Below are 17354 nucleotides of genomic sequence, written 5' to 3' on the forward strand. Positions count from 1 at the left end.
AGCGGTCGCTCAAGAATACTTGAGCAGTCGCTCAATAATAGCGTTTATCTCACTCTCGGTGCACCCCATGTCATCCGTAACACCCCAGATCCTGATCGAAGAAAGCAAAAAGATCGGGCAACAATCCGCCAGCCAAACCCTCAAGGCGATCGCCAAGGCCTATCCCGGCAAGTTGTTCTGCACCTTGTCGCTGGTGGCCCTGGAAAACGCGTTGCTGCTGGCCTACCCACTGTTTGCGGGGTTCGCGGTGGACTCAATTATCCGCGGCGACGCCGGCAGCGCGCTGTTCTACGCCGCCGTGGTGCTGGCGTTCTGGGTGGTCGGGGCGGCGCGACGGGCGCTGGATACACGCACCTTCACCCGCATCTACGCGGACCTTGCGGTGCCGGTGATTCTTAACCAGCGCCTGCAAAACCACAGCACTTCACGAGCGGCGGCGCGGGTGGTGCTGGCGCGGGACTTTGTCGACTTCTTCGAAAAACACGTGCCGATCATCGCGACGGCGCTGGTTTCCATCGTCGGTGCGGCAGTGATGCTGTTGGTGATCGAGCCGTGGATAGGCCTGGCGTGCCTGACGGCGCTGGTGCTGTGCACAACTTTGTTGCCACGTTTCGCCCGGCGCAATCAGGAACTGCATGAGCGCTTGAATGACCGCCTGGAAAAGGAAATCGGCCTGGTGGAAAAGGTCGGCGCACAGACCTTGCAGCGCCACTACCAGGTGCTGTCACGCCTGCGCATCTGGCTGTCGGACCGCGAGGCCGCAGCGTTCCTGTTTATCGGCACGCTGGCGGCGCTGTTGTTTGTGGTCGCCATCAGCCAGTTGGCGCTGTCGCCGGCGGTCAAGGCCGGCCATGTGTATGCGGTGATGACTTACCTGTGGACCTTTGTCAGCAGCCTGGATGAAGCGCCAGGGATGGTCGACCAACTGGCGCGACTCAAGGACATTGGCAAGCGTGTGGACCCGGGGCTGGGCGACCGATCCGACGTTTGACGCGTCGGGTCGGCCGTCATCGCGGGCAGGCCCGGCTCCCACAGTGGACCGCGTACTCCAGAACAACACGGTCAACTGTGGGAGCGGGCTTGCCCGCGATGAGGCCCGAACAGTCAATCAACGAAACCGGTCAACCTCATGCCGCAAGCCCGCCGCCAGGGTCTCCAGTTCCTTGGCGGTGATCGCCAGGTTGGACACCACTTCACGCTGCTCGCTGTTGGCCAGGGCGATGCTCTGCAAGTTGCTGCTCAGCAGGGTCGCCGTGCTGCTCTGCTCCTGGGTCGCCGTGGTAATGGCCGCAAACTGCTGGCCCGCCGAGCGGCTTTGCTCGTCGATCCGCGCCAGCGCCGAGGCGACGTCAGCGTTGCGAGCCAGGCCTTCCTGCATCAGCACGTTGCCTTGTTCCATGGTGCTGATGGCGTTGCCGGTTTCCTGCTGGATACTCTGGATCATCCCGGAAATCTCATCCGTGGCCTGACGAGTGCGCGATGCGAGGTTGCGCACTTCATCGGCCACCACCGCAAACCCACGCCCCTGCTCACCGGCCCGCGCCGCCTCGATGGCTGCGTTGAGCGCCAGCAGGTTGGTCTGTTCGGCAATCGCGGTGATCACTCCGACGATCCCGCCGATTTCCTGGGAGCGCTGGCCCAGGGTGTTGATCACCGTGGCCGTGCTGTTCAGCGCGGTGGCGATGTGTTCCAGGGACGACGACGCTTCTTGCATCGAGGTGCGGCCGATCCTGGTTTGCTGGGCATTGTCCTGAGCCAGGCGTTCGGTGTTGCCCATGTTGTCGGCGATGTTCAGCGAGGTGGCGCTGAACTCCTCCACCGCGCCGGCCATGCTGGTGATTTCGCCGGACTGTTGCTCCATGCCTTCATACGCACCGCCGGACAACCCCGACAGTGCCTGGGCGCGGCTGTTCACGTCTTCAGCCGCCTTGCGGATATGCGACACCATGGTCGACAGCGCTTCGCCCATCTGGTTGAAACTGCGGGCTAGTTGGCCGATTTCATCATGGCTGGAAACGTTCAGCCGTGCGCTCAAATCACCGGCCCCCAAGGCTTCTGCCTGACGCACCAGGTCGCCCAACGGCTGCAACTTGCTTCGCAGCAGCCAGACCGCCGCGCCCACCGCCAGCAGCATCGCGAGCAAGCTGCCGATCGCCAGGCGAATCCCCACCGACCAGGTCACCGCGCGAATTTCGGCTTTCGGCATGCTCGCCACCACCGACCACGGGCCGCCTTCAAACGGCACGGCAACGCTGTAGAAATCTTCGTTCTTGTCGCTCCAGAAACGGCCTTTTCCAGGTTTGGCGGCCAGGTCGAGCATCACCGGAATCGACTGATCCAGCGCCTGCACGCCAGCGGGCGGTACCAGCCAGTGCTTCTGTTCGTCCAGCAGCGCCAGGGAGCCGGTCTGGCCGATGCGGAAACGCTTGAGGTTGTCGAACTGGGCGTTCTGCGCATCGGTGTAGTCGAAGCCGACAAACAGCACCGCAATCACTTTGCCGCTGGCGTCCCGCACCGGGCTGTACTGGGTCATGTAGGAGCGATCGAACAATACCGCACGGCCAACGTAGCCCTGCCCGCCCAGCAAGCGTTGATAGGCCGGATGCTGGTGATCCAGCGCCGTACCGATGGCGCGGCTGCCATCCTGCTTGGTCAGGGAGGTGCTGACGCGGATAAAGTCCTCGCCGCTGCGTACGAACAAGGTCGCCACGCCGCCGGACATCTGCTTGAACTCATCGACTTCAGCGAAGTTGTTGTTGAGCACTTCCTCGCCCAGGTACAGGCCCGGCGTCTGCACGCCCGCCACCGTCACCGGTTGCTCAGGGCGCGTACTCAAGCCGGCGCTGAAGCGCTTTTCAAACAGCCCGCTCAAACGCTGGGTACTTTCGCGCAAGGTGCTGTGGAAGGTATTGAGTTGGTCGGCCAGCAAGCGGGCCTCGCTGGCCAGGTGCTCCTCGCGGGTGTCGAGGTTGGCGGAATCCAGCGAACGCAACGCGAATACCGTGCTGCCGCTGATGACGACAGCCAGTATCACGGCGAGGGCAAGCCCCAGTTGAGAGGCAATCCGGGCGCGAGGTTGAGACATGAAGGCTCCTGGCCGAGGCCAGGATCATCCTGATCTCATAGCGCTGCTCGGCAAAATTCTAATAGGGGAAACGTTGCAGAACGGTAGTTCCAACAACCCTACTTCGGCGGGCAGGCTCAATACTTGAGCGAATCACAGGGGTATCGCGCAAACGATTGCTGGCCGGTGCGCAATCCACTCAGTCGAGGCGCTCGACCTGGGGCAATTCCATGGCCTGCACTTCGCCCTGGAGAAAGTCACCCAGCCGTCGCAAACGCTCGCCACCCGGCCGGGTCTTCGGCCACACCAGATAGTAATTTTCCCCACTGGCCACAGCGGTGGGCCATGGCAGGCTCAGGCGGCCCTGGGCCACGTCTTCGGCCACCATCAGCAAGTCGCCCATGGACACGCCGTACCCTCGGGCGGCGGCGATCATGCCCAACTCCAAGGTGTCGAACACCTGCCCGCCCTTGAGCGAAACCTGGGATGACAGCCCCATGCGCTCCAGCCAGTTGCGCCAGTCACGCCGGTCCGGCGTCGGGTGCAGCAGTTCGGCAGAGGCCAGGCGCGCAACGTCCCAGGGTCCGTCGCTCAACAGGTTCGGCGCGCCCACCGGAATCAGCAACTCCGGAAACAGGTAGCTGGCTTCCCAGTCCGGCGGGAAATGCCCGTTGCTCAGCAACACCGCGCAATCGAATGGTTCCTGGTTGAAATCCACCTCATCGACGCTCATCCAGGCGCTGGTCAGTTGCACTTCATTGCCCGGCTGCAGGTGCCGGAAGCGACTGAGCCGCGCCAGCAGCCAGCGCATGGTCAGGGTGGACGGCGCCTTCATGCGCAGGATGTCGTCCTCGGCATTCAAGGTATGGCAGGCCCGCTCCAGGGCCGCAAAGCCTTCACGCACGCCCGGCAGCAACAGGCGCGCTGCCTCGGTGAGTTGCAAGGTGCGGCCGCTGCGCTGGAACAGGCGGCAGGCGAAATGCTCTTCCAGGGTACGAATGTGCCGGCTCACCGCACTTTGGGTGATCGACAACTCTTCCGCCGCCCGGGTGAACGAGTTGTAGCGGGACGCAGCTTCAAACGCGCGCAAGGCGTAAAGAGGAGGAAGACGACGAGACATGGCGAAAACTCCGACGGCGCAATATCGAAACCCTACCAGAATCATTCAGGCATGAGTTTTAATCATGCGAACCATCGGATTTATCCCTTTGTGCAATGCGCTGTGAGCGCCGAGAATCAACCCTTCCACCCTTCCCTGACTTTTTGAGCGTGATGATCATGCAGCATCCGGCACGTACCGAACTCTGGGCCATTCTGCGGCTGTCAGGGCCGCTGATTGCCTCACAGTTGGCCCACATGCTGATGGTGCTGACCGACACCCTGATGATGGCCCGCCTGAGCCCCGAGGCCCTGGCCGGCGGCGGCCTGGGGGCGGCGAGCTATTCGTTCGTGTCGATTTTCTGCATCGGCGTGATCGCTGCCGTGGGCACGCTGGTCGCGATCCGCCAGGGCGCCGGCGACATCGAGGGCGCCACCCGCCTGACCCAGGCCGGGCTGTGGCTGGCCTGGTTGATGGCGCTGGTGGCTGGTTTGCTGCTATGGAACCTCAAGCCAGTGCTGCTGATGTTCGGCCAGACCGAAACCAACGTCGCGTCCGCCGGCCAGTTCCTGACCATCCTGCCGTTCGCCCTGCCCGGCTACCTGACGTTCATGGCGCTACGCGGCTTCACCAGCGCTATCGGCAAGGCCACGCCGGTGATGGTGATCAGCCTGTGCGGCACGGTGATCAACTACCTGCTCAACCACGCGTTGATCGAAGGCATGTTCGGCCTGCCGAAACTCGGGCTGGTGGGCATTGGCCTGGTCACCGCCATCGTTGCCAACTGCATGGCCCTGGCGCTGATCTGGTACATCAAATACAACCGTGCGTACGACGCCTACCCGCTGCGCAAGGGCCTGCTGCGGCCCAACCTGCATTACCTGAGGGAACTGTGGCGCCTGGGCCTGCCGATTGGTGGCACCTATGCGGTGGAAGTCGGGCTGTTTGCGTTCGCCGCGCTGTGCATGGGCACCATGGGCAGCACGCAGCTGGCTGCGCACCAGATCGCCCTGCAGATCGTGTCGGTGGCGTTCATGGTGCCGGCGGGCATGTCGTACGCGATCACCATGCGTATCGGCCAGCATTATGGTGCTGGGCAGTTGCTGGAAGCGCGGCTGGCCGGGCGAGTTGGCATAGGCTTTGGCGCGGTGGTGATGCTGGGCTTTGCAGCGGTGCTGTGGTTGTTCTCGCACCCACTGATCAGCCTGTTCCTCGACCAGCATGACCCAGCGTTTCGCGACGTGATCAACCTCGCCGTCAGCCTGCTGGCGGTGGCCGCATGGTTTGAGCTGTTCGACGGCGTGCAGACCATCGCCATGGGCTGCATTCGCGGACTCAAGGATGCCAAGACCACCTTCCTGGTCGGGCTGGGTTGCTACTGGCTGATCGGCGCACCGGCCGCATGGTTGATGGCGTTCAATCTCGGCTGGGGGCCGACGGGCGTTTGGTGGGGCCTGGCCCTGGGCCTGGCGTGCGCGGCAGTCAGCCTGACCTGGGCGTTTGAACGGAAGATGAAGCGGATGATTCGCCAGGAGCCTGAAACCCACCAAGGATTTCAAGCCGCGCAGCCGGAGTAACGACTCTACTCGGTCAAATGTGGGAGCGGGCTTGCTCGCGAATGCGGTGGGTCAGCCATGAATGGGTTGGCTGAAATACCGCATTCGCGAGCAAGCCCGCTCCCACATTTTTGATCGGGTTCACAACATCAGATCACGCCGCCCACCAGTTCCTGGCTGTCACCAAACGTCAGGTAGACCACCAGTTCCGCCAACGGCAACGGCTTGCTGATCAGGTAGCCCTGGGCCTGATCGCAGCCGAACAACCGCAGCAACGCCAGTTGCTCGGCGGTTTCCACGCCCTCGGCGACCACTTCCAGGTTCAGGTTATGAGCCAGGTTGATCATGGCGTGCACCAGCTTGCGATTCTCTTCGCGCTCTTCCATGCCGCCGACAAAGCTCTTGTCGATCTTCAGCAAGGCAATCGGCAGGCTGTTGAGGTGCACGAACGACGAAAAGCCGGTGCCAAAGTCATCCAGGGAAAAGCGCACACCCAGGCGGCCCAGCGCATCCATGGTCTGCTTGACCAGGTCGCTGCGGCGCATCACGGCGGTTTCCGTCAGTTCAAATTCCAGCCATTGGGCTTCCACGCCGCGCTCGGCAATCAGCCGGCTGAGGGTGCTGAGCAGTTGGCTGTCCTGAAACTGGCGAAACGACAGGTTGACCGCCATGTGCAACGGCGCAATCCCGCGTTCGCGCAGATCCTGCATGTCGCGCAGGGCCCGGGAAATCACCCAGTAGCCCAGCGGCACGATCAAGCCGCTCTGCTCGGCCAGCGGCACGAACTCGCTCGGCGGCAACAGGCCGCGCTCACCGTGGCGCCAGCGCACCAGTGCTTCCAGGCCGACGATATGCCCATCGTCGAGGTCCAGGCGGGGCTGGTAATGCAGCTCCAGTTCGTCACGGCGCAACGCCCGGCGCAGTTCGCTCTCAAGGTCGGCGAGGCTGCGGGCATTGCGGTTGATGCGTTCGTTGAAGATATGAAAGGTGCAGCCCTGGGTGCTTTTGGCTTGCTGCATGGCGATGTGGGCGTGCCACATCAACGGGTCGGCGCCAGCCTTGGCGCGGGCATGGGCCACGCCGAGGCTGCAACCGATCAGCAGGCTTTCGCCATCGACCCAATAGGGTTCGGCCATGGCTTCGACGATGCGCTCGGCCATCCATTCGGCGCGCTGGGGCGCACGGCGGGTGTCGATCAGCAGGGCAAATTCGTCGCTGCCCAGGCGCGCCAGTTGATCGCCGGCCTCCAGCTGGCTCTTGAGCCGCGAGACCACTTGCAGGATCAGCCGGTCGCCGGCCTGGTGGCCGAGGGCGTCGTTGGCGTGACGGAAGTTGTCCAGGTCGAGGTGGCCGAGGGCAACGCCACGGCCTTCGTTTTCCGCCAGGCGGGCGGTCAGCAGGGTCTGGAAGCCCTGGCGGTTGGCGATACCGGTCAGCGGGTCCTGTTCGGCCAGGCGTTGCAGGGTGTTTTCCAGTACACCGCGCTCGCGCACATGCCGCAGGCAACGGCGCAATGTATCGACATCCAATGCATTCAGGATCAGCCAGTCGCTGACGCCGAGGGGTGAAACCAGGGGTTCCTCTTCCAACAGCAATACCGTTGGCAAGCTGCAGCGACCGGGGCCGGGCTGAAGGTTGGCCGTGGTCAACAGCACCGCGCTGTGATCGTCGTCGAACAGGTTGCTCACAGACTCCCAGTTTGGCGCGCTGATCAGCACAGCTCCGTCGCCCATCGGCGCCAGGCACTCGCGCAATAACGCTGCCCACGCTGGCTCATCGGCCAGTAGCAGCAAACGCAAGGGTTCGACAGGCGTAGACAAGCTAGCTCCCTAGACTCTGCAAAATTTCGTTGGCGGCGGGCATTATGACGTGCGCCCCGATAATGACCAATGATATGGGTTATCAAATGCGCACTGTGCAGCTCTAGACCGAACAATAGTCCTAAATACCCTGCACATCCTGCGGCAAAGTAACAAAACCGGCAAATTTAGATCGAGTGGTACGTCACACTGTCGTTCAGAGGCAGCAGAATCTTGCCAGCCTGTTAAAATGCCCGCCCTTTTGATCAATGACCTCCTGAATTTCGTATGTCCCGACTCAATCCCCGGCAGCAAGAAGCCGTGAACTACGTCGGCGGCCCTCTATTGGTGCTCGCCGGTGCCGGTTCCGGCAAGACCAGCGTGATCACCCGCAAGATCGCGCACCTGATCCAGAGCTGTGGCATCCGTGCCCAGTACATCGTCGCCATGACCTTTACCAACAAGGCGGCGCGGGAAATGAAAGAGCGCGTCGGCACCCTGCTCAAGGGTGGCGAAGGCCGTGGCCTCACCGTGTGTACCTTCCACAACCTGGGGCTGAACATCATCCGCAAGGAGCACGTGCGGTTGGGCTACAAGCCGGGCTTCTCGATCTTTGACGAGACAGACGTCAAGGCGCTGATGACCGACATCATGCAGAAGGAATACGCGGGCGACGACGGCGTCGACGAGATCAAGAACATGATCGGCTCGTGGAAAAACGACCTGATCCTGCCCGCCGAAGCCCTGGAAGCTGCGCGCAACCCCAAGGAGCAGACTGCCGCCATTGTCTACACCCACTACCAGCGCACGCTCAAGGCGTTCAACGCGGTGGACTTCGACGACCTGATCCTGCTGCCGGTGAAGCTGTTCCAGGAACACGCCGACATCCTCGAAAAGTGGCAGAACAAAGTCCGCTACCTGCTGGTGGACGAATACCAGGACACCAACGCCAGCCAATACCTGCTGGTGAAGCTGCTGATCGGCAAGCGCAACCAGTTCACCGTGGTAGGCGATGACGACCAGTCGATCTACGCCTGGCGCGGCGCCCGCCCGGAAAACCTGATGCTGCTCAAGGACGACTACCCGTCCCTGAAAGTGGTGATGCTGGAGCAGAACTACCGCTCCACCAGCCGCATCCTGCGTTGCGCCAACGTGCTGATCTCCAACAACCCCCACGAGTTTGAAAAGCAACTGTGGAGCGAGATGGGCCACGGCGACGAGATCCGCGTGATCCGCTGCCGCAACGAAGACGCCGAAGCCGAGCGCGTGGCCGTCGAACTGCTCACGCTGCACCTGCGTACCGACCGGCCCTACAGCGATTTCGCGATCCTGTACCGCGGCAACTACCAGGCCAAGCTGATCGAGCTGAAGCTGCAGCACCACCAGATTCCTTATCGCCTGTCGGGCGGCAACAGCTTTTTCGGACGCCAGGAAGTGAAAGACCTGATGGCCTACTTCCGGCTGATCGTGAACCCGGACGACGACAACGCCTTCCTGCGGGTGATCAACGTCCCACGCCGGGAAATCGGTTCGACTACCCTGGAAAAGCTCGGCAACTACGCCACCGAACGCAAGATCTCGATGTACGCCGCCACCGACGAAATCGGCCTGGGCGAGCACCTCGACACTCGTTTCACCGACCGCCTGGCGCGCTTCAAGCGCTTCATGGACAAGGTGCGCGAGCAGTGCGCCGGCGAAGACCCGATCAGCGCCCTGCGCAGCATGGTCATGGACATCGACTACGAGAACTGGCTGCGCACCAACAGCTCCAGCGACAAGGCTGCCGATTACCGCATGGGCAACGTGTGGTTCCTGATCGAGGCGTTGAAAAATACCCTGGAGAAGGACGAAGAAGGCGAGATGACCGTCGAGGACGCCATCGGCAAGCTTGTGCTGCGGGACATGCTTGAACGCCAGCAGGAAGAGGAAGACGGCGCCGAAGGCGTGCAGATGATGACCTTGCATGCGTCCAAGGGCCTGGAATTCCCTTACGTGTTCATCATGGGCATGGAAGAGGAAATCCTCCCGCACCGCTCCAGCATCGAAGCCGACACCATCGAGGAAGAACGGCGCCTGGCCTACGTGGGCATTACCCGCGCGCGTCAGACATTGGCCTTCACCTTTGCCGCCAAGCGCAAGCAGTACGGCGAGATCATCGATTGTGCCCCGAGCCGGTTCCTCGACGAACTGCCGCCGGACGACCTGGCCTGGGAAGGCAACGACGACACACCGACCGAAGTCAAAGCCGTTCGCGGCAACACCGCCCTGGCGGATATACGCGCGATGTTAAAGCGCTAGAATCGACTACTTTTTAATCTACTTTCGGCGCGTGTTGCGCCAACAGAGGAAGCTTTCGTGGAAGCACTGCACAAGAAAATTCGCGAAGAAGGCATCGTGCTTTCCGATCAGGTACTCAAGGTCGACGCCTTTCTGAACCACCAGATCGACCCGGCGCTGATGAAACTGATCGGTGACGAGTTTGCTGCGTTGTTCAAGGATTCGGGGATCACCAAGATCGTCACCATCGAAGCCTCGGGCATTGCACCGGCGATCATGACCGGCCTGAACCTCGGCGTGCCGGTGATTTTCGCCCGCAAGCAACAGTCCCTGACCCTGACCGAAAACCTGCTGTCGGCGACGGTGTATTCCTTCACCAAGAAAACCGAAAGCACCGTGGCGATTTCCCCGCGCCACCTGACCAGCAGCGACCGCGTGCTGATCATCGATGACTTCCTGGCCAACGGTAAGGCGTCCCAGGCGCTGATCTCGATCATCAAACAGGCCGGCGCGACCGTTGCAGGTTTGGGGATTGTGATCGAGAAGTCGTTCCAGGGCGGCCGTGCGGAGCTGGATGCCCAGGGTTACCGGGTTGAGTCGCTGGCGCGGGTGCAGTCGTTGGCGGGTGGGGTTGTGACCTTTATCGAGTAATCGGTGCGGGCACGGTTAAACTTGTGGGAGCGGGCTTGCTCGCGAAAGCGGTGTGTCAGTCACCGGATAGGTCGACTGATCCACCGCTTTCGCGAGCAAGCCCGCTCCCACATTTGATCTCCTGTGTTTGTTAGTGCGCGGTAGCTTGTAGGCCCGCTAGCAACAGGCGCTGATACAAGTCCTCCTTCAACCCCTCCGGCTTATCCAGTCGCATCCGTACCAAATGCTCGGGAAACGCTTCCGGCTCCGGTGCATCCAGCGCCGCCTTGCCCAGCTCCAGAATCTCCGTCAGCTTGAATTTGCTCTTGAGCCAGTTCAACGCCCGCAACAAATCCCGCTCTTCATCGGTGAAGTCACTGCCCAGCGGATACTCCGGGAACAGCCGTGGATGCCGCGCCTGAATCCCCTGCAGACGCTCCGGCGTGTTGTCGGCAAACCGCGGATCCAGCTGGAAATCCTTCGGCAACTTCCCGGCCTTCTGCGCCTGTTCGATCAAATCTTCCTGGAACCGTGAGTCGGTGATATTCAGCAGCGCCTCGATCACCCTGGCATCAGTCTGCCCGCGTAAATCCGCGATGCCGTATTCGGTGATGACGATGTCTCGCAGGTGCCGGGGGATCGTGCAGTGGCCGTATTCCCAGACGATATTGGAACTGACCTCGCCGCCCGATTCGCGCCAGCTGCGCAGGATCAGGATCGAACGCGCGCCTTCCAGCGCATGGCCCTGGGCGACAAAGTTGTATTGCCCGCCAACACCGCTGAGCACGCGGCCGTCTTCCAACTGGTCGGCCACGCCCGCGCCCAACAGGGTCACGGTAAACGCGCTGTTGATGAAGCGCGCATCCAGGCGCTGCAAACGCTTGAGTTCTTCCTGGCCGTACAGCTCGTTGATGTAGCTGATGCGGGTCATGTTGAATTCCAGGCGCTTGCTCTGCGGCAAGTCCCGCAAACGCTCGTAAAAGCTACGAGGCCCGAGGAAGAAGCCGCCATGCACCGAGATGCCGTCGGTCTGTGCCGCTTCGTCCAGGGTGCCGGCGTTGGCCCGCTCCTGGGTCGCGACGTCCGGGTATACCTTGCGCCGCACAATCCCGGCATCGGCCAGCACCAGCAGGCCGTTGACGAACATTTCGCTGCAACCGTACAGGCCACGGGCAAACGGCGCGACGCCGCCTTCGTGGCTGATCAGCGGTGCCCATTGGTACACATCCAGGTCGGTGAGCAACAGGCGATACGCCTCGTTATCGGCCTGGCGCGCCAGCAAGGCCGCAGTCAGTGCATCGCCCATGGAGCCGATGCCGATCTGCAAGGTACCGCCGTCGCGCACCAAGGTGCTGGCGTGCAAACCGATAAAGTGATCCTGGAAACCCACCGGCATGTTCGGGGTGGAGAACAGCGTGGTGCTGTCCTTCTCGTCGATCAGGAAGTCGAACTCATCCATGCCCAGCTCGGCGTCGCCGGGCATGTAGGGCAAATCACTGTGAACCTGGCCCACCACCAGGATGGTTTCACCAGCCTCGCGGCGCTTGGCGATCATCGGCAACAGGTCGAGGGTGATGTCGGGGTTGCAGCTCAGGCTCAGGCGATCCGGATGTTCGGCACTGCTGGCCACCAGTTGCGCGACGAGATTCAGGCCGGCGGCATTGATATCACGGGCAGCGTGGCTGTAGTTGCTGCTGACGTAATCCTGCTGCGCCGAAAGGCTGTGGAGCAAACTGCCGGGCTGCATGAAGAACTGCTGCACGTGAATGTTCGACGGCAGGCTGTCCTTGCGCAGTGCGGCGAGGAAGTCCAGCTCGGGATAGTCACCGAAGACCCGTTCGATAAAGGGCTCGAGAAAGCGCTTCTGCAAACCATCGCCCAAGGTAGGGCGACCCAGCGCCAGGGCTGTGTAGATGGTCAGCGCCCGGTCCGGCAACTTGGCGATACGCCGGTACAGCGCGTTGACGAACAGGTTGGGTTTGCCCAGGCCCAGGGGCATGCCCATGTGAATATGCGCCGGCAGCCGTGCCAGTACGTCGTCGACTGCTTGCTCGATTGAACACAACTGCACCATCCGACTTCTCCCGAACATTCCATGAATTGGGGTTGGACCGAGCTTGCCGGGTCTTTGCTGCAAAGAACAGCCTCAAAAAGCAAATCGCGGGCACAAAAAAGCCGCTGGTCAGCGGCTCTTTTGGCGAAGATCGGTTTATTTCAGCCCCGACATCTTCTCGATCGCGCCTTTAAGCTCGGCATCCGAGCAATCGGCGCAGGTGCCTTTTGGCGGCATGGCGTTCAAGCCGGTAATGGCCTTGGCCAGCAGGCCATCGAGGCCACCCTGATGGTCCGCGCGGTCTTTCCAGGCGGCGGTGTCACCGATTTTCGGTGCGCCCAACAGGCCGGTACCGTGGCAAGCATTGCAGTGCTTGGCGATTACGTCATCCGGCGATTTCGCACCGCCGCCGCCCGCAGCCACTGCCACTTCCATCCCCTTGCACTCTTGCCCCTGGACGCACACCTGGCCTACAGGCTCCAGGCGCTTGGCAATATCATCATTGGTCGCAGCTTGAGCGCTGACAGCCCATAGGGCCAGTACGGTTGCTGGTGCAGCCAGCATTTTCATAATTAGGTTCACGCGTTCACCCTCAATGGTGGCTATTCACGCCTGCGGCCACGGTTTCGCAGGCGGCGAAAGTATAACGGTTAGCCCGCCCCGCCGAAACAACCCTATTAACCAAGGGGAGATTCAGCAAGGCAGAATGCTGCTACGGGCGTCTCTGCGACATAGGCAGGACGCCTCTTTTCTTAAAAGTTCGCGGGTGTGGCTGCGCTGATTAGTCGCGCCGGCACTTCGAACGGATTGCGAAAACGGTGCGGCTTGGTGCTTTCAAAGTAGTAGCTATCGCCGGCTTCGAGCACAAAAGTTTCAAGGCCGACCACCAGTTCCAGGCGACCTTCTACCAGGATCCCGGTTTCCTCGCCCTCGTGGGTGAGCATCTCTTCGCCGGTATCAGCACCTGGCGGGTAGATCTCGTTGAGGAACGCAATCGCCCGGCTCGGGTGCGCGCGGCCCACCAGTTTCATGGTGACGGCGCCGTCGGAGATATCGATCAGCTCATTGGCTTTATAGACGATCTGGGTCGGTTTTTCCTGGAGGATCTCCTCGGAAAAGAACTCCACCATCGACATGGGAATGCCGCCCAGCACCTTGCGCAAGGAGCTGATGGAGGGGCTGACACTGTTTTTTTCGATCATCGAAATGGTGCTGTTGGTGACGCCCGCGCGCTTGGCTAGCTCACGCTGGGAAAGACCTTTCAGTTTACGGATGGATTGCAGTCGTTCGCCGACGTCCAATGCAGGAGCCTCCTAGGATTCAGGCGTTGTTGTAATTGAGCGTTATCATGGCGACAGCGTTCAGTATTTACAACACTTTGGCCTAAATCCCGGGATCTGCCATTCGTGGGTGCCGCTCAAGCGCCGGAATAGAGCCGTGGCACCCGGCGCAGGTTGCAGAATATCTGGTACGGAATGGTGTCGGCGGCGGTGGCAACGTCACTGGCGAGGATGTTTTTGCCCCACAATTCGACGGTGGAACCGAGCCCGGCCTGGGGCACGTCGGTCAGGTCGACACACAGCATGTCCATCGACACACGGCCCAGCAACTGGCTGCGCTGGCCGGCCACCAGCACCGGGGTGCCGGTGGGTGCGTGGCGCGGGTAGCCGTCGGCGTAGCCCATGGCAACTACCCCGATGCGCATCGGTTTCGGGGTAATGAACCTGGCGCCGTAGCCCACAGGTTCGCCGGCCGGCAGTTCACGTACGCAGATGACTTTCGATTCGAGGGTCATCACCGGCTGCAAGCGTGCGGCGATGGCCTGGTCTTCGCCAAACGGCGTGGCGCCGTAAAGCATGATGCCCGGGCGTACCCAGTCACTGGACACGTTCGGCCAGCCCAGCACCGACGGCGAATTGCGCAGGCTGACCTGGGCCGACAAGCCCTGACGCGCCGCTTCAAACACCGCTACTTGCTCTTCGCTGCTGGTGCTGTCCAGCTCATCGGCGCGGGCGAAGTGGCTCATCAGCACGATCTTCGCGACTTTGCCGCTGGCCAGCAGGCGCTGGTAAGCGTCGTGATAATCCTTGGGGTGCAAGCCAACACGGTGCATGCCCGAATCAAGCTTGAGCCAGACGGTCAGCGGCTTGCTGAGTTGCGCCTGTTCAATCGCGTCCAGCTGCCACAGCGAATGCACCACGCACCAGAAATCATGCTCGATGATCAGCGGCAGCTCGTCGGCTTCGAAAAAACCTTCGAGCAACAGCACCGGCCCGCGAATCCCGGCGGCCCGCAGCTCCAGCGCTTCCTCGATGCAGGCCACGGCAAACCCGTCCGCCTCGGCTTCCAGCGCCTGGGCAACACGCACGGCACCGTGGCCGTATGCATCGGCCTTGATCACGGCGAGGGCCTTGGCCCCACCCGTGACTTCACGGGCCAGTTGGTAGTTATGGCGCAGGGCTTGGAGGTCGATCAGGGCACGGGCAGGACGCATGGCGGCAGGCTTCTAGGCGGCGGTGGGAAGAAAAAACCGGTACCCGCTGACAACGCAGGCACCGGGAGAGGATTTTTTGCTTACGGCAGAGCGGCCACAACCGACAGCTCCACCAGGATTTCCGGTTCGCAGAGTTTCGCTTCAACCGTGGCACGGGCCGGCGCGACGCCTTTTGGCAGCCACTTGTCCCATACCGCGTTCATCCCGGCGAAATCGGCGTCAATGTCTTTCAGGTAGATGGTCACCGACAGCAGCTTGGTCTTGTCGGTACCGGCCAGGTCCAGCAAACGCTCAATATTGACGAGGGTTTCGCGGGTCTGCTGTTCAATCCCGGCACTCATGTCGTCGCCGACCTGCCCTGCCAGATACACGGTACCGCTGTGAACAACGATCTGGCTCATGCGCTCATTGGTGAGCTGGCGCTGGATTGACATGTTTTGCAGACTCCTGGTGGTTGCCATAACGGGAAATATCGAGGCCTTCGGCACTGATTTGCGGGGTTTTCTTCGCCATCAGGTCGGCCAGCAAACGACCAGAGCCACAGGCCATGGTCCAACCGAGGGTGCCGTGGCCGGTGTTCAGGAACAGGTTTTTGAACGGGGTAGCACCGACAATCGGCGTGCCGTCTGGCGTGGTCGGGCGCAGGCCGGTCCAGAAACTGGCCTGGCTCAAATCACCGCCCTGAGGATAAAGGTCGTTGACGATCATCTCCAGGGTTTCCCGCCGACGCGGGTTCAGCGACAGGTCAAAACCGGCTATCTCAGCCATGCCACCGACGCGGATACGGTTGTCGAAACGGGTGATCGCGACCTTGTAGGTCTCATCGAGAATGGTCGAGGTCGGGGCCATCGCCGGGTTGGTGATCGGCACGGTCATCGAGTAACCCTTGAGCGGGTACACCGGCGCCTTGATTCCCAGCGGCTTGAGCAATTTCGGCGAGTAGCTGCCGAGGGCCAGCACGTAGCGGTCGGCAGTTTCCAGCTTGCCGTCGATCCACACGCCGTTGACCCGGTCACCGGCGTAGTCCAGGCGCTGGATATCTTGCTCGAAGCGGAATTCGACACCCAGTTGCTTGCACATGTCGGCAAGACGGGTGGTAAACATCTGACAGTCGCCGGTCTGGTCGTTCGGCAGGCGCAGGGCACCGGCGAGGATATCGGTGACGCTGGCCAGGGCTGGTTCAACCCGGGCAATGCCGGCGCGGTCCAGCAGCTCGTAAGGCACACCGGACTCTTTCAACACGGCGATGTCCTTGGCAGCACCGTCCAGCTGAGCCTGGGTACGGAACAGTTGGGTAGTCCCCAAGGTGCGCCCTTCGTAGGCGATGCCGGTCTCGGCACGCAGCTCGTCGATGCAATCGCGGCTGTATTCGGACAGGCGCACCATGCGCTCCTTGTTCACCGCATAACGGCTGGCGGTGCAGTTACGCAGCATTTGCGCCATCCACAGGTACTGGTCGATATCGGCAGTGGCCTTGATCGCCAGGGGCGCATGGCGCTCCAGCAGCCACTTGATGGCCTTGAGCGGCACACCCGGCGCGGCCCATGGCGAAGCGTAGCCCGGCGAGATCTGCCCGGCGTTGGCGAAACTGGTCTCCATGGCCACAGCCGGCTGACGGTCGACCACGACCACTTCAAAACCAGCTCGTGCCAAATAGTAGGCACTGGCCACGCCAATGACACCGCTACCCAAGACCAGAACGCGCATTTTTATTCCCTCATCACGGCTTGACCGCTGACGTTTGTTGTTCAGCACAAAGATGTGGGCAGTATAAAAAGCAATCACCAGTGCATTTCACTATATAACTGCCTATATTTGGCGACAATTCTCGGCAAAAACCCTTTTCACGGAGGAGCATCCCCTATGCGGACCAACACTCAGACCAAGCGGGAGCTGGACAAGATCGACCGCAACATCCTGCGCATCCTGCAGGCCGACGGGCGAATTTCGTTTACTGAACTGGGGGAAAAGGTCGGGCTGTCGACCACGCCGTGCACCGAGCGGGTCCGGCGCCTGGAGCGCGAAGGGATCATCATGGGCTACAACGCCCGGCTCAACCCGCAGCATCTGAAGGGCAGCCTGCTGGTGTTTGTCGAGATCAGCCTCGACTACAAGTCCGGCGACACCTTTGAAGAATTCCGACGCGCCGTGCTGAAACTGCCCCACGTGCTGGAGTGCCACCTGGTGTCGGGGGATTTCGACTACCTGGTGAAGGCGCGCATTTCGGAGATGGCGTCGTACCGCAAGTTGCTCGGCGATATCCTGCTCAAGCTGCCCCACGTTCGGGAGTCCAAGAGCTATATCGTGATGGAAGAGGTGAAAGAGAGCCTGAACCTGCCGATCCCGGATTAAGACAGCATCACAGGCCAATGTGGGAGCGGG

General features: G+C 61.6%; 14 protein-coding genes. 5 read left to right on the plus strand and 9 right to left on the minus strand.

All coding sequences use genetic code 11. The features are described from left to right. Nucleotides 1-67: 67 nt before the first annotated feature. On the plus strand, nucleotides 68-991 hold the full coding sequence (locus HX811_RS18630; protein ID WP_008439408.1) for an ABC transporter six-transmembrane domain-containing protein: 924 nt from the start codon (nucleotides 68-70) through the stop codon (nucleotides 989-991). A 117-nt stretch (nucleotides 992-1108) separates the two neighbouring features. On the opposite strand, the gene HX811_RS18635 is transcribed toward HX811_RS18630, so the two are convergent. Together HX811_RS18635 and HX811_RS18640 are read right to left on the minus strand one after the other, a co-directional pair. Further along, nucleotides 1109-3085, minus strand: a complete 1977-nt coding sequence (locus HX811_RS18635; protein WP_008439409.1) for a methyl-accepting chemotaxis protein — start codon at nucleotides 3083-3085, stop codon at nucleotides 1109-1111. Between the two features lie 178 nt (nucleotides 3086-3263). Then, nucleotides 3264-4184, minus strand: a complete 921-nt coding sequence (locus HX811_RS18640; RefSeq protein ID WP_003208769.1) for a LysR substrate-binding domain-containing protein — start codon at nucleotides 4182-4184, stop codon at nucleotides 3264-3266. Between the two features lie 152 nt (nucleotides 4185-4336). Here HX811_RS18640 and HX811_RS18645 point away from each other — a divergent pair, with 152 nt between their 5' ends. Beyond that, nucleotides 4337-5740, plus strand: a complete 1404-nt coding sequence (locus HX811_RS18645; protein ID WP_102604065.1) for a NorM family multidrug efflux MATE transporter — start codon at nucleotides 4337-4339, stop codon at nucleotides 5738-5740. 128 nt (nucleotides 5741-5868) lie between these two features. On the opposite strand, the gene HX811_RS18650 is transcribed toward HX811_RS18645, so the two are convergent. Next, a complete protein-coding gene (locus HX811_RS18650) occupies nucleotides 5869-7539 on the minus strand; it encodes a bifunctional diguanylate cyclase/phosphodiesterase (protein WP_177046837.1) in 1671 nt (556 codons plus the stop codon). A gap of 267 nt (nucleotides 7540-7806) precedes the next feature. Between HX811_RS18650 and rep the strand changes: the two genes are divergently transcribed. Next, nucleotides 7807-9816 (plus strand): DNA helicase Rep, encoded by a 2010-nt coding sequence (gene rep / locus HX811_RS18655; RefSeq protein ID WP_008439414.1) that lies wholly within the window; start codon nucleotides 7807-7809, stop codon nucleotides 9814-9816. A 57-nt stretch (nucleotides 9817-9873) separates the two neighbouring features. Beyond that, nucleotides 9874-10446, plus strand: a complete 573-nt coding sequence (locus HX811_RS18660) for a xanthine phosphoribosyltransferase (protein ID WP_008439415.1) — start codon at nucleotides 9874-9876, stop codon at nucleotides 10444-10446. A gap of 130 nt (nucleotides 10447-10576) precedes the next feature. On the opposite strand, the gene HX811_RS18665 is transcribed toward HX811_RS18660, so the two are convergent. The 6 genes from HX811_RS18665 to dadA all read right to left on the minus strand — a co-directional run bounded on the left by HX811_RS18665 (nucleotide 10577) and on the right by dadA (nucleotide 16679). Next, complete coding sequence (locus tag HX811_RS18665) at nucleotides 10577-12499, minus strand: acetyl-CoA hydrolase/transferase C-terminal domain-containing protein (protein WP_003208758.1); 1923 nt, start codon at nucleotides 12497-12499, stop codon at nucleotides 10577-10579. A 135-nt stretch (nucleotides 12500-12634) separates the two neighbouring features. Next, nucleotides 12635-13048, minus strand: coding sequence for a cytochrome c5 family protein (locus HX811_RS18670; protein ID WP_305729366.1), 414 nt, complete (start codon nucleotides 13046-13048; stop codon nucleotides 12635-12637). A 182-nt stretch (nucleotides 13049-13230) separates the two neighbouring features. Continuing rightward, nucleotides 13231-13779: a cupin domain-containing protein gene (locus HX811_RS18675; protein WP_003208755.1), complete on the minus strand. Its 549-nt coding sequence runs from the start codon at nucleotides 13777-13779 to the stop codon at nucleotides 13231-13233. A gap of 116 nt (nucleotides 13780-13895) precedes the next feature. After that, nucleotides 13896-14972, minus strand: a complete 1077-nt coding sequence (gene alr / locus HX811_RS18680) for an alanine racemase (RefSeq protein WP_102370158.1) — start codon at nucleotides 14970-14972, stop codon at nucleotides 13896-13898. A gap of 80 nt (nucleotides 14973-15052) precedes the next feature. Beyond that, nucleotides 15053-15406 (minus strand): RidA family protein, encoded by a 354-nt coding sequence (locus tag HX811_RS18685; protein WP_003208752.1) that lies wholly within the window; start codon nucleotides 15404-15406, stop codon nucleotides 15053-15055. Next, nucleotides 15378-16679: a D-amino acid dehydrogenase gene (gene dadA, locus HX811_RS18690; RefSeq protein WP_010168163.1), complete on the minus strand. Its 1302-nt coding sequence runs from the start codon at nucleotides 16677-16679 to the stop codon at nucleotides 15378-15380. The genes HX811_RS18685 and dadA overlap by 29 nt, the downstream gene beginning before the upstream one ends. Nucleotides 16680-16835: 156 nt before the next feature. Here dadA and HX811_RS18695 point away from each other — a divergent pair, with 156 nt between their 5' ends. After that, nucleotides 16836-17324, plus strand: a complete 489-nt coding sequence (locus HX811_RS18695; protein WP_003206849.1) for an Lrp/AsnC ligand binding domain-containing protein — start codon at nucleotides 16836-16838, stop codon at nucleotides 17322-17324. Nucleotides 17325-17354: the final 30 nt, after the last annotated feature.

This window comes from Pseudomonas sp. F8002 (genome assembly GCF_013385495.1).
Classification (GTDB): Bacteria; Pseudomonadota; Gammaproteobacteria; order Pseudomonadales; family Pseudomonadaceae; genus Aquipseudomonas.

Bases quoted from the DNA above. Each gene is read 5' to 3' on its own strand.
- rep (WP_008439414.1), top strand. From the start codon at position 7,807: ATGTCCCGACTCAATCCCCGGCAGCAAGAAGCCGTGAACTACGTCGGC.
- HX811_RS18645 (WP_102604065.1), top strand. From the start codon at position 4,337: ATGATCATGCAGCATCCGGCACGTACCGAACTCTGGGCCATTCTGCGG.
- HX811_RS18635 (WP_008439409.1), bottom strand. From the start codon at position 3,085: ATGTCTCAACCTCGCGCCCGGATTGCCTCTCAACTGGGGCTTGCCCTC.
- dadA (WP_010168163.1), bottom strand. From the start codon at position 16,679: ATGCGCGTTCTGGTCTTGGGTAGCGGTGTCATTGGCGTGGCCAGTGCC.
- HX811_RS18685 (WP_003208752.1), bottom strand. From the start codon at position 15,406: ATGTCAATCCAGCGCCAGCTCACCAATGAGCGCATGAGCCAGATCGTT.
- HX811_RS18695 (WP_003206849.1), top strand. From the start codon at position 16,836: ATGCGGACCAACACTCAGACCAAGCGGGAGCTGGACAAGATCGACCGC.
- alr (WP_102370158.1), bottom strand. From the start codon at position 14,972: ATGCGTCCTGCCCGTGCCCTGATCGACCTCCAAGCCCTGCGCCATAAC.
- HX811_RS18665 (WP_003208758.1), bottom strand. From the start codon at position 12,499: ATGGTGCAGTTGTGTTCAATCGAGCAAGCAGTCGACGACGTACTGGCA.
- HX811_RS18670 (WP_305729366.1), bottom strand. From the start codon at position 13,048: ATGAAAATGCTGGCTGCACCAGCAACCGTACTGGCCCTATGGGCTGTC.
- HX811_RS18640 (WP_003208769.1), bottom strand. From the start codon at position 4,184: ATGTCTCGTCGTCTTCCTCCTCTTTACGCCTTGCGCGCGTTTGAAGCT.
- HX811_RS18630 (WP_008439408.1), top strand. From the start codon at position 68: ATGTCATCCGTAACACCCCAGATCCTGATCGAAGAAAGCAAAAAGATC.